Genomic DNA, 12,767 nt, shown 5'->3' with positions numbered 1-12,767 from the left:
TTTGCCTTCAAGATACTATCCAAGGTATTTAACTTTGATACTTCTGAAGTTGCGGCAAACCCTGTACATCTACTTTATGTATTAGAGAAGCAGATTGAACAGGAGCAATTTCCACAGGAAGCGGCTGACAGTTATTTGCGTTTTATTAAGGAGTTTCTTGCTCCCAATTACGTTGAGTTTATTGGCAAGGAAATCCAGACCGCCTACCTAGAATCCTATTCAGAGTATGGCCAGAATATATTTGATCGTTATGTTACCTACGCCGATTTTTGGATACAGGACCAGGAATATCGAGACCCGGAAACCGGTGAGATATTTGACCGGGCCGCTATCAACGAAGAGTTAGAGAAAATCGAAAAGCCAGCAGGCATCAGCAACCCTAAAGACTTCCGTAACGAAATTGTTAATTTCATGTTGCGTGCACGTGCCAACAACAATGGGCAGAACCCCTCCTGGCAGAGTTATGAAAAACTTCGATCTGTCATCGAGAAGAAGATGTTTTCAAATACCGAAGACTTACTTCCTGTCATTTCATTTAATGCAAAAAGTTCAAATGAGGATAAAGACAAACACGAGCAATTTGTAGAGCGTATGGTTGAACGCGGTTATACCAAGAAACAGGTTCGCTTACTCGCGGAATGGTACTTACGCGTCCGTAAATCACAGTAGCAGAAGAAGGGTTTAAACCCTTCTTCCATACAATAGATTTAGCCAGAAGGTGCACCATTAAACCATAGCCATGGTCACCCCGAGCCACGCCGAAACCAGGATGTATTATGGGTATCAGTCACATCATTGATCGCCGACTTAATGGCAAGAATAAAAGCGCAGTGAATCGTGAGCGCTTTCTTCGCCGTTATCGCGAACATATCAAAAAAGCGGTTTCCGATGCAGTTGGAAAACGCAGCATTACCGATATGGAGCGCGGCGAAAAAATCAGCATCCCGAGCAAAGACCTCGACGAGCCGGTTTTTAATTCCGGACAAGGTGGCGTGCGCGAGGCAGTTAACCCCGGGAATAAAGAATTCAATACCGGAGACCAACTCCCCAGACCACCTGGTGGAGCCGGCGGAGGCGGTGCGGGTGAAGGAGAAGCGAGCGACTCTGGTGAAGGCATGGACGAGTTCGTCTTTCAGATATCTCAGGAAGAGTTTCTCGACTTTATGTTTGAAGACCTGGAGCTACCCAACCTGGTCAAAAAACAGCTGAAGGATACCACCTCATATAAATACCTAAGAGCAGGTTTTACCAATACCGGCAATCCCTCAAAAATTAATATCGTACGTTCTCTCAGAAAGGCCTATGGAAGAAGGCTAGCCCTCACAGGCAAGTCACGAGAAAAAATAAAAGAATTAGAGGAGCAGCTTAAAAAGCTAGACCCTGAAGACGATATTCAACATGCCCGAATCAAAGAGATAAAAGAAGAACTCACAAAGCTTAAAAAACGAATCAAAAACATCCCCTGGATTGATGAGTTCGACTTACGCTTTAACCAACATATAAAGCAACCCGTCCCAAGCACCAGCGCCGTTATGTTTTGCTTAATGGATGTTTCGGGCTCCATGACTCACATGCATAAAGACATCGCCAAACGTTTTTATATTTTGCTCTATATGTTTCTAAAACGAAATTATCAAAAAATTGAGGTTGTTTTTATTCGCCACCATACCAGCGCTAAGGAAGTGGACGAGGAGGAGTTCTTCTATTCACGGGAAACAGGCGGGACCATCGTTTCTAGCGCATTGGAGTTAACTAGAGAAATCATCCACAAGCGTTACCCTGCGTCAGACTGGAATATATACTGCGCACAAGCCTCCGATGGTGACAACTGGAGCGATGACTCACCCAAGTGCTCGAGGCTCTTGAAAGACGATATTCTACCTCTCGTGCAATATTTTGCTTACATTGAGATTACTAAGCTAGATCATCAAATGCTGTGGCATGAATATGAAAAACTGGCTAAGGAGTTTGAGGACTCTTTCGCCATGCAAAACATTAAAGACGAGAGTGACATCTACCCTGTCTTCCACGAATTATTTCAGAGGAAGCCGGCATGACAGATAAAGACAACAAACAAAATGAAGAGCGTAAAAAGAGTTATATTGCGACTGGCTCGGAATGGTCATTTGAACAGCTAGAACGCTTTGATGATGCCATTTCAGACATAGCAAAAGAATATAAGCTAGACACCTACCCTAACCAAATTGAAGTGATTAGCTCTGAGCAAATGCTCGATGCCTATTCCTCGGTCGGTATGCCTCTAGGCTATTATCACTGGTCTTACGGGAAACAGTTCCTACAAAACGAAAAAGGTTATAAGCGCGGCCAAATGGGGCTCGCCTATGAGATCGTTATTAACTCTAACCCATGTATCGCTTACTTGATGGAAGAGAATACCTTGATGATGCAGGCCTTAGTCATCGCGCATGCATCATATGGTCATAACTCTTTTTTCAAAGGCAACTACCTGTTCCGCACCTGGACCGATGCCAGCGCAATAATAGACTACCTTCTGTTCGCCAAAAACTATATTGCAAAGTGTGAAGGCCGTTATGGCGTCGATACCGTAGAAACCTTTCTAGACTCCTGCCACGCAGTAATGAATTACGGTGTTGACCGTTATAAGCGCCCTGCTCCTATATCAGCTGAAGAAGAATTGAAACGACAAGAAGAGCGCGAGTTCCATCTGCAGCAGCAAGTTAATGAGCTGTGGAGAACCATTCCTGTCAGCGGCGACAAAGAAGAAGCCGAGAAAGATCAACGCTACCCTGAAGAACCGCAGGAGAATCTGCTTTATTTCTTTGAGAAGAATGCCCCCATGCTTGCCCCATGGCAACGGGAAGTACTACGTATCGTGAGAAAAATTGCCCAGTATTTCTACCCGCAAAGACAAACTCAGGTAATGAATGAGGGTTGGGCAAGCTTTTGGCACTACACCATCATGAATACGATGTATGACAAAGGTTTGGTGAATGAAGGCTTTATTATCGAGTTCTTAAAATCACACACAGCGGTGGTCTATCAACCTCCCTTTGATAGCCAATGGTACAGCGGCATCAACCCTTATACGCTTGGTTTTGCCATGTTTCAGGATATCAAACGTATCTGCCAACAACCTACGGATGAAGATCGACAATGGTTCCCAGATATCGCGGGCACAGACTGGCTGGAAACACTCGATTTTGCCATGCGAAACTTTAAAGATGAAAGCTTTATCCTACAGTTCCTTTCACCTAAGGTAATTCGGGACTTAAAACTCTTCGCAATTCGTGATGATGACCAGCAGAGTCATTATGAAGTAACTGGAATACATGATGAGCAAGGTTATCGATATGTTAGAGAAAAGCTCTCTCAGCAATATAACCTGAGTATGCGCGAACCAGATATTCAGGTGTGGAATGTTGATTTAAGAGGAGATCGATCACTGACCCTTAGGCACACACCAAACAGCCGAGTCCCCTTGGGTAAAAGTACAGACGAAGTACTCAAGCACATACATCGTTTGTGGGGGTTTGACGTTCATTTATTTAGTGTTGAAGAAGGGCTGACAGTAGATGAATATCACTGCCCTCCCATCACGTAGCCGCCTGAAGACGAAGTCAATTAGTGAGTATTATTTAGGGCTAACTCTCGACAAAAGCTCTTTCGATTACGTAATGCCCGGCATTCCCCTGACGCGCTTCAACAAAGCCCATATCATCAAGTATACGACAAGTATCTTTAAGCATACTTGGGCTACCACAAATCATAAAACGATCATCATCAAGGTTTAACTCTGGTAGCCCTAAGTCTTTAACAAGCTTGCCACTCTCCAGCGCATCGGTAATTCGACCTTGAGTTTCAAACTCATCACGTGTCACGGTTGGGTAATAAATAAGCTTGTCTTTGATAAACTCACCAAAAAACTCATTTTCCGGAAGCTCCTTTTTGATTTGCTCTTGATAGGCCAGCTCTGAAACAAATCTCGTACCGTGCGTTAGAATTACTTTATCATATAATTCATAGGTTTCCGGATCCTTGATGATACTCATAAAAGGCGCCAAGCCAGTACCGGTACTAATCAAATATAGGTTTCTGCCAGGCAGTAAGTTATCAACAATCAAGGTGCCAGTCGGTTTTTTACTCAACAGTATCTGGTCCCCCACTTCTATTTTCTGAAGCTTAGATGTCAACGGACCATCAGGTACTTTAATACTAAAGAACTCCAGCTCTTCCTCATAATTTGCACTGGCAATACTGTAGGCACGCATCAAGGGCTTACCTTCGTGTTCAAGCCCCATCATAATAAAGTGGCCATTCTTAAAACGAAAAGACGGATCACGACTGGTCGTAAAGCTAAACAATGTTTCATTCCAATGCTTCACACTCGTGACAGTTTCTTTCATAAAGCCAGACATACGATTTCTCCAATTGAATTTAACTTGCCAGAAACAATACGCCCAACTAACATATCTGTAAAACAGGTTTATTATATATATTTATTCGGTTTTTCCGATTTATTAAACTAAGGCTTTATCATTGAAGTATTCACTCAAGCAAATTGAAGTATTCATTGCGACCGCTAACTTTCAAAATATTACTTTAGCTGCCGAAGCGCTAAATATGTCTCAATCCGCTGCGAGTGAGTCACTCAAGAATCTTGAAAGCCAGTTTGATATAAAACTATTTGATCGGGCTGGTAAACGCTTACAACTCAATGATTTCGGAAGATTAATTCGAAAGCAGGCAGAAACACTGATTGACCAAGCAAAAAGCCTGGAGCTGAGCTTACAGCAGAACCAGCTTAGCGCGGACCTAAATATTGGCGCCACGTTATCTATCGGTAACTACCTGGCTATTCACATTCTTTCAGAGTTCAAAGGTAAATTCCCGACCGCTAAAGCAGCACTAAGCGTTGGCAACACAACTAAAATTACCGAGCAAGTCGCAAACTTTGAGCTCGATGTGGGCCTAATCGAAGGCGAGGTGTCTCATCCCGACTTAAACATTAGGCCTTGGATGGATGATGAGTTAGTGGTCTTCTGCGACCCGAAATCTGAGCTAAGTACGCTTTCACACGTTAGTGACCAACAGCTAAGCAAAGCAAAATGGATTCTGAGAGAGGCAGGTTCAGGAACACGGCAAGCATTCGATAATGCAATGCAGGGAGTGCTTCATGAGCTTAATATTGAACTCGAACTACAACATACCGAAGCCATCAAACGGGCAGTAGAGTCAGGTATGGGGATTGGGTGTTTGTCGAAAGTTACCTTAAACGATGCTTTCAAACGCTCATCGCTAATTGCCTTAAAAACACCACAGAGAGATTTCAAACGAAAATTTTATATCATCACACATAAGGACAAATACCTAAGCCCTGGCATACGAAATTGGCTAGAGCTTTGTTTTGAATACGCAGAACTCCACAATACCTATTCATAGCGGCAACTACTGATAAACTGGCCCTTCTCCATCAGGACGGGTTTTGAAGCGCTTATGCTGCCATAGATATTGTTCAGGATGACGCTTAATTGCTGCCTCTAGCGCCTGATTCCACAGCTGCGCATCCTTTTGCGGGTCCTCACCAAAACCTTCAAAAACGGGTGAGAAAATGACTTCATATTGACCATTTGGTAGCCTAAACGGTGCGACATGCAAAACAGTCGCTCCCGTTTCACGCGCAATCCAACTTGGTGTAGAGATACAACCCGTACTAACACCAAAGAAAGGAACAAATAGGTCACAGCGTTTACCGAAATCCTGATCAGGAGCATACCAAACCTCACCGCCCCCCTTGATAAACTCGAGCATCTCTTTTAATTGATACTTACTGAAGCTTTGAATATCAAAGTTACGGTTACGCCCACTTTCGATCATCCAGTCTATTACGGGGTCGTTATTTGGGCGATACATATAGCCAGGTCGCTTAAGCTGAGTCCCAACCAAGGGCAAGGTCATATCGATAACACCGAAGTGGCCTCCTATCAACAAAACACCGGTGCCGCGGTTCTGCGCGTCTAATAGGTGCTCTTTACCAATCACCGTCATCGTATCAAGATACGGAGTAACATCTCGCCACCAAAGTTGCAGCATCTCAATCAAGCCTTCAGCAGTAGAAATAAAACTGCCTTCAATTATCTCATTTTGCTTGTCACTGCTAAGCTCGGGGAAACACAGCTCTATATTCTGCCGGGTCACCTTGCCACGGTTTTTCATGCGTCGATAAACGAAACGCCCAAGGCTTTCTGCATACTGATGCTTTTTGTTCATCGGCAGCCAAGCGAGGCAATATAGAATAAAAACGATTAACCAGGATGGCCATAATGTTGGATGCCACAGAGGGCGTGTTTTCTCAGTCATAGCGCTTATTTTATTATTGTCTTTGCCAGAACAAGGAATAAGATTTGGACAAGTATAAGGTTTAGTCGGCCAAATCCTCAATTCTTTTCAAGGTATATACATCATAACGACAACTCTTACCCACTAACTGAAGGGACGGCTTAATTCCTTTTATTGCATCGCCCTTGCGCGGCCGCTTTACCACCACTCGATAACGAGCCTTAGACAATGCCGCCTCTAATAAAGCCTCATCATCCAGATCTTCTCCTACAAGCGTTTGAAACAGCCGCATTTCCTTTTTGACTAAAGACGACTTTTCTCGATGCGGATACATTGGGTCCAAGTAAATGACATCAGCAAGCTTCTCTGGTTGAGAGTTCATCCAAGTCGTCGCGTCAGATTCCACTAAGGACATTCGTTCAATGATCGACTTTATCTCTTCCGTTTCTTCAAAACGCTGAGCAGTTTCATGACCCGCCTCTGCCAAAGCAGCGCGCAATAACTCGGCAATAAGTGGTGAGCGCTCTAGCATGGTCACCTGACAGCCCAATGACGCTAAAACAAATGCGTCTCTACCCAGCCCTGCTGTTGCATCGAGTACCTTAGGCGTAACACCTTTATTTAGCCCTACGGCCTTGGCAATCATCTGCCCCCTGCCACCACCAAACTTAAGTCTATGCCCTGTTTTTCCACCAAAAAAGGAAGCACTAACCGGCCCCGGAGCACCTTTACCAAGTTGCAGAATCGAGACTGTTCCGTCGCAATAGTAAAGCATATAAGAAAAAGCCTGAACAGGCTCGGGAAGATTGCGTTTAGGCTCTATAGGAGCCCCTGACAGGAATGGTAGTTGGTGACGGCTTGCAAACGCAGCAGCTAAGGTACTTTCTTCTTCACTGCAAGCGTAAACACATAAATCAGATAAATTCATTCAGACAAATAAGTCGAGACCAACCAACTCACCTTCTTCATAGGCTCGCCCCGCCTCTTCAGTTTGCTGATATGTAGAAAGCGCTTGCTGCGCTTTAAGAGGAGCAGAGTCCAGAGCATCAAGGCGTTGAACGCGACTCTGTTGTAATTCATTGCTTTTGCGCTCTAAATCTTCAGGGGCAGCAATTCGGCGAGGGACATCAACTCTAGCCTCATTACTTCGGCTATCAGCATTATCCTGAGGGTTAGGTCTTTCTTGAGAGGGTTTCTTTAAACCTTCAGGTATGACCGGCGCAGCAATTAACGAATTTGATAACTCCATACTGCCCTCCTGTTTAATTAGTCATACTGAAGTTTTATTTAGGGCCTCTCATAATAATACTTCTAAGTAGCTATTAAGGTCGACCCATCCAAAATAAGACGTATATTGTTTCTATTTTAGCCAGAAAAAGCCATTAAGGCTAGTAATACTAAACCGAGCAGTAAACGGTAAATAACAAACGGTGTAAAACCTATGCGCTCTAGAAACTGTAAAAACAAATGAATACAGGCATAAGCGCTCACAAAAGCAACACCAGTCCCAAGCGCCACCAAGAACCAGTCGTCATTCGTTCCCGTTTCTAGCAACTCTTTTGTTTTAAGCAGGCCTGCTGCCGTGATGAGAGGAATAGAAAGCAGAAATGAGTACCTAGCCGCAGCATCACGACTGAAACCAATTAACAAGGCCGCTGTCATAGTGATGCCTGAACGGGATGTTCCCGGAATCAAGGCTAACGCCTGGCTAAAACCTATGACTAAGGCCGCTTTAACGTCTATATCTTTAAGGCTAAGCTTACGAGAACCAAAGTGATCAGAAGCGTATAAAGCAAGCCCAAATATTATTGTTGTCGTCGCGATCACGGCAGTGGAACGCAAGTTTTCACTTATAAAGTCATTAAGAAGGAAACCAGCCAAACCTGCGGGTATCGTTGCCAGAATAATCAACCAGGCCAAGCGACCATCATTAGACTGCTCTTTAAACGACACGCTCTTGAACCATGCGCCACTCAGTTGAATCACTTCTCTACGAAAATAAATGACTATCGCCATCAAGGTGCCAACGTGAACCGCTACATCAAAAGCCAAGCCTTGATCTTCCCAGCCCAAAACTTGTGAAGGCAAAATCAGGTGAGCGGAGCTCGATATGGGTAGAAACTCCGTCAAGCCCTGAACAAGTGCCAATATAACTGCTTCAAACCAAGTCATTTTTAATCCTTAACTATCAATCCATATAGCGAGTAGCACTTAGGCTCTACCCGGCAGTTTTTTCCATGTAACCGTATTTCTGACATAGGATGGCATCGCGTCTTCTAGTAGCCCTGCTACACCTTTAAAATGCGCATAACGAGCCAGCTGACAAATAGCATGAGCCTCTGGTCTCATCTCAGCATCAAAACTATCCAAATGCCCTTTTACATCCGAAGGGAAACGTTCAGAGTAGTCAAAGCCACTACCGACACCAATAATAGGCCCATCCGTGATCGCGTCAGGCAAGCTCACTAATTCAGGTTTAGTCACATTTTCAATACCCAAAGTCTCCACCCGATAATAAGGATCCTCGTTCCCGTTGCTCTGTTTCTCCACTTTGCAGCAAGCCCAATACACCTCATCCATACGTGCATCAATTGCTACAAGCACTTGAGAAATACCGTACTTCAAATAGCTTTGTAGGGCTAGAGCTTGGATATTAGATATGGCATAGATATGACAGTCACTTCCGTAGGCCAAGCCTTGCGCGATACCAGTCGCGATACGAATACCCGTGAACGAACCTGGCCCACAACCAAAAGCAAGCGCATCCAGATTTTTAGCTTTTAACTTACCGTGGCCCAAACAGTCTTTCACCATAGGTAAAATTAACTGAGTATGACTTCGAGGGGCTTTTTCGCACACCTGATACATTGTTTGCTCACTCCACAATGCTGCAGAGCAATTATCAGAAGAAGTATCTAAAGCAAGAATTTTTGGCATAAAGAGGGTCGTAAATAACAACAGGCCCCTTAAAAAAGAGGCCCGTTTCAGTGAACAATGAAGGAAGTGTCTATCTTATGCGTCTAAACCATCAACAATTTGCTGTTTGATCTGAGCCATATCACCAACACCATCAACCTTCACATATTTTGGTGATTCATCTGCGCCGGTATCAGCCCAAGACGAATAATACTCAACAAGAGGAGCCGTTTGCGAATGATATACACCTAAGCGCTTACGAACGGTTTCTTCCTGATCGTCTTCACGCTGAACCAAGGCATCGCCAGTTTCATCATCTTTACCCGCTACCTTCGGTGGATTGTAATCAACATGATATACGCGACCACTTGCTTCATGCACGCGACGACCACTTAGACGGCTAACAATTTCTTCGTCAGGCACGTCAATTTCAACAACCGCATCAATCATGATTTTTTGCTTTTTAAGCGCTTCAGCTTGCGGAATCGTACGAGGAAAACCATCAAATAAGAAACCGTTCTCACAGTCATCCTGTTGAATGCGCTCTTCAATCAATTCAATGATTGTTTCATCAGAAACCAGGCCGCCAGATGCCATGACTTCTTTAACCTTCAAACCTAGTGGTGAGCCCGCCTTTACAGCCGCACGCAACATATCCCCGGTAGAGATTTGCGGAATACCATATTTCTCAGTCATAAACTGAGCTTGTGTACCCTTGCCTGCACCTGGTGCGCCTAACAAAATTAATTTCATATACGGATTGCTCCCAATATTCTAAAGCTAATGATAAAAATTGAATCTATTTCTAACGACAGCCTACTAGCGCCACACAATAAAAACTCAAGCATGTATAGGGGTATTAAGTAATTCGCTCAAGTATAGCGAGCTGTCGCTAATCTATTCTTTTATGTTTCGAGCTACAGAACCCTTCAACAAGGCTCTCATACTGACTGCAAGCTCGACACACATATGTAATTCGAAACGCCGCATTATACGTACTTGATGGACACAGTGGAAGCCTGAACCTAGATATGCTCAATTGAGCCGAATAGATAGGGTAAAACACCCTATAGAATAACACCTAGTAGGTATAATAATGACTTAATCTTATAATTATGCCGCCATCTGACGAATCATCTCATCCAGGCTTTGGCACTGTTCGAGTAAAGAATCCAATAAAGCCATCCCTTGCTCTTCCTGTATACCCAAACCTTGCATTAATTTCTCACAATCATGCAAAGCGGGCTCATCACCAATCCCTTTCGCTGCCAATAGCGCATTAGCCAACTGCACTAATTCTACATACTTTTGGTGCTTACCTTGATAGTCTTTTTTCTGGTGCATACCGGCTACCGTAATACTTGATTCCGGCATTCCCCATAGTTTTAGTAACACTGCACCAATAGAGGCATGCCCTAAAGCAATAAACTCTTGCGCGCCCCCCATTCCAAAGACCTGCTGTTCGATTTCAGCCATGCTCAACTCCGGCTCAGCCTCTCTAAGCTTATTGAGCATTTGGAACTCTGGCGGAAAAAGATGACCAACTAATAAAATACCAAAATTGTGAAGCAAACCGGCAAGATAAGCATCGCGCTCGTTCACCTCTATATCAGGATCGGCCAATAAAGCTAAGGCTTGAGCCAACACAGCACTATAAAGTGAATGCTGCCAAAATGATTTTAAACCCAAGGGCCCTGGCGCAGGTATATTGAAAGCTTTTCCTGCCGCTAAACCCATCGATAGCTGAGATACACGATCAAAACCTAGCACGATATTCACAGCATCTTTTACACACGTTAATTCGCCTCGATAAGAAAACAACGCTGACCGGGCATAACGCATCACCTGTGAGGCTAGACTCGGATCTCGCTCTATCACCTCAGCCAATTGAAATACATCAGCATCGGGGTCGCTGGTCAGGTGCATGATTCGTATAGCAGTTTCTGGCATTGGTGGTAACTTATATAAACGACTTAACTTCTTCGCAATGCCATCTAGGGTCAAGCCCGCATTATGAGGCAAATTTGAAACCTTCTGCCCCGATCCTGACTTAGGCTCCTCACCCGCAAGCCAAATAGAAACTTTTGCCTTAATCGCGCCATTCATTGCCATACGAAAAGACGGACCGGGAATCTTTAATAAGGTGCTTGAGCAACCACTAGCAGAGAATACAAACTCCAGTTCCAGTAAACTCGTATCTAGAATAATCGGCAAACCATAAGCAGTTGCGAGAATCGGGTACATCCCGGTTTCACAATCCTTAAATAGCTTTCGTGAGTTTTCATCACTTAAAATTTGAAAAGATCTACCCAATGAGTCATTAATTAATTCAATATCCAATTTTGTGCCAAAGGGGATCACCGCAACCGCCGGGCCTTCCTCATCGAGTAAAGTAACAGGTACTGCACTCATTTCCGGAATCGCCTGTGCCTGCTCCAGGGCTTGTGCAAAACTTAAACTGCGAGCGTGATGAATCTGCTGACAGATCAATCCCTTGTGATTGATAAACTGGTTTAGTCTGGAAGCTATGGGCACAATGATTTACCTAAGTATTAATTGATAAACGGAGCAAGAACTTTTGGTGGCGCCGTGACGGAATACTTACCGAGTGTAGAGCTATCCGCAAAAATAACTCTACACCACTTCACACGCTTACGTTTTTAAGAACTTCGTTGCAAACGCTTACGCAGTCGATTCAAACACAAGAGCTGAACTAGCCCGTATTTCGAATTCCAGCAGCGATACCGGCCATCGTTACTTTTAAAGCTGTTTCAACTAAATCACGCTCTTGCTTACCTTCAGAGCTTCGCTCGGCTAAACGGTCACGCCTCAACAGCTCCGCCTGCAAATAATGTAACGGATCAGTATAAGGGTTCCTAACATTTAAAGAACCTTGTAGCTGGGGATGATTTTCCTGAAGCGCCCCTTGCTTTTTAACTTTATTAACCAGCTTAACTACATCCAAAAAGCGATGGCGAAGCGAACGCCCTAAAGGCTTCAAGTCATCAGATACCAGCAGCTGGTCATAGTAACGCGCGATCCGCGGATCACCTTTGGCAACAACCATTTCTAACATATCAATATGAGTATTAAAGAAGGGCCACTGGATAAACATTTCATCTAGGGTCTCTGCCTTATCAGACTCTAGAACGCTCGCCAAGGCCTCATCGCTACCCAACCATGCCGGCAGCATAAGCCGTATCTGCGTCCAGGCAAAAATCCACGGTATTGCCCTTAAACTTTCAACACCACCGGTCGCTTTTCGCCTTGCAGGCCGACTACCTAAAGCTAGCTTGCCCAATTCTTGCTCAGGGGTCACCGAGCGGAAATAAGAAACAAACTCAGGATGCTCTCTTACTATCTGGCGATAGGAAGCCAGGGCAACGCCAGTCATCTTATTCATCAGCTCTCGCCACTCTTGCTTAGGCTTTGGAGGCGGCAACAAGCTCGCTTCAACAACTGCATTCAGATATAGCTTTAAACTCTGTTTGGCAACACTTGGAATCCCGAACTTAAAGCGAATCATTTCGCCT

12 protein-coding genes and 1 pseudogene are annotated in these 12,767 nt (G+C 44.3%); 4 read left to right on the top strand and 9 right to left on the bottom strand.

The features are described from left to right. The 3 genes and pseudogenes from A3761_RS13845 to A3761_RS13835 all read left to right on the top strand — a co-directional run. A pseudogene (locus A3761_RS13845) lies at nucleotides 1-669 on the top strand (PrkA family serine protein kinase); the annotation flags it as partial. A gap of 113 nt (nucleotides 670-782) precedes the next feature. Continuing rightward, a complete protein-coding gene (locus A3761_RS13840; RefSeq protein ID WP_304438939.1) occupies nucleotides 783-2,057 on the top strand; it encodes a YeaH/YhbH family protein in 1,275 nt (424 codons plus the stop codon). Continuing rightward, the gene (locus A3761_RS13835) at nucleotides 2,054-3,583 is read left to right on the top strand and encodes a SpoVR family protein (protein WP_068514938.1); all 1,530 of its coding nucleotides are present in this window, start codon (nucleotides 2,054-2,056) and stop codon (nucleotides 3,581-3,583) included. The genes A3761_RS13840 and A3761_RS13835 overlap by 4 nt, the downstream gene beginning before the upstream one ends. Before the next feature lie 40 nt (nucleotides 3,584-3,623). Here A3761_RS13835 and A3761_RS13830 read toward each other — a convergent pair whose 3' ends face one another. Next, nucleotides 3,624-4,397: a ferredoxin--NADP reductase gene (locus A3761_RS13830; RefSeq protein ID WP_068514934.1), complete on the bottom strand. Its 774-nt coding sequence runs from the start codon at nucleotides 4,395-4,397 to the stop codon at nucleotides 3,624-3,626. Nucleotides 4,398-4,518: 121 nt separating this feature from the next. On the opposite strand from A3761_RS13830, the gene A3761_RS13825 reads away from it, so the two are divergent. Next, nucleotides 4,519-5,421 (top strand): LysR substrate-binding domain-containing protein, encoded by a 903-nt coding sequence (locus tag A3761_RS13825; protein WP_068554955.1) that lies wholly within the window; start codon nucleotides 4,519-4,521, stop codon nucleotides 5,419-5,421. Nucleotides 5,422-5,427: 6 nt separating this feature from the next. Here A3761_RS13825 and A3761_RS13820 read toward each other — a convergent pair whose 3' ends face one another. The 8 genes from A3761_RS13820 to A3761_RS13785 form a co-directional block, all read right to left on the bottom strand. Continuing rightward, a complete protein-coding gene (locus A3761_RS13820; RefSeq protein ID WP_082865487.1) occupies nucleotides 5,428-6,339 on the bottom strand; it encodes a lysophospholipid acyltransferase family protein in 912 nt (303 codons plus the stop codon). Nucleotides 6,340-6,400: 61 nt separating this feature from the next. Next, nucleotides 6,401-7,246: a class I SAM-dependent methyltransferase gene (locus A3761_RS13815; RefSeq protein ID WP_068514927.1), complete on the bottom strand. Its 846-nt coding sequence runs from the start codon at nucleotides 7,244-7,246 to the stop codon at nucleotides 6,401-6,403. After that, complete coding sequence (locus A3761_RS13810; protein WP_068514925.1) at nucleotides 7,247-7,567, bottom strand: hypothetical protein; 321 nt, start codon at nucleotides 7,565-7,567, stop codon at nucleotides 7,247-7,249. A gap of 116 nt (nucleotides 7,568-7,683) precedes the next feature. Then, nucleotides 7,684-8,490 (bottom strand): undecaprenyl-diphosphate phosphatase, encoded by an 807-nt coding sequence (locus A3761_RS13805; protein WP_068514922.1) that lies wholly within the window; start codon nucleotides 8,488-8,490, stop codon nucleotides 7,684-7,686. Between the two features lie 39 nt (nucleotides 8,491-8,529). Beyond that, nucleotides 8,530-9,255: a tRNA (adenosine(37)-N6)-threonylcarbamoyltransferase complex dimerization subunit type 1 TsaB gene (gene tsaB / locus A3761_RS13800; protein ID WP_068514919.1), complete on the bottom strand. Its 726-nt coding sequence runs from the start codon at nucleotides 9,253-9,255 to the stop codon at nucleotides 8,530-8,532. A 75-nt stretch (nucleotides 9,256-9,330) separates the two neighbouring features. Beyond that, nucleotides 9,331-9,987: an adenylate kinase gene (gene adk, locus A3761_RS13795; protein ID WP_068514917.1), complete on the bottom strand. Its 657-nt coding sequence runs from the start codon at nucleotides 9,985-9,987 to the stop codon at nucleotides 9,331-9,333. A gap of 360 nt (nucleotides 9,988-10,347) precedes the next feature. Beyond that, nucleotides 10,348-11,769 carry an aminoacyl-tRNA deacylase and HDOD domain-containing protein gene (locus A3761_RS13790; protein ID WP_068554957.1) on the bottom strand — a complete coding sequence of 474 codons (1,422 nt, stop codon included), beginning with the start codon at nucleotides 11,767-11,769 and terminating at the stop codon, nucleotides 10,348-10,350. A gap of 178 nt (nucleotides 11,770-11,947) precedes the next feature. Beyond that, a partial coding sequence (locus A3761_RS13785; protein WP_156491845.1) for a phosphoenolpyruvate carboxylase occupies nucleotides 11,948-12,767 on the bottom strand: 820 nt, incomplete at its 5' end.

Source organism: Oleiphilus sp. HI0123, from assembly GCF_001635315.1.
This window is presented reverse-complemented; position numbering and strand designations above follow the sequence as displayed.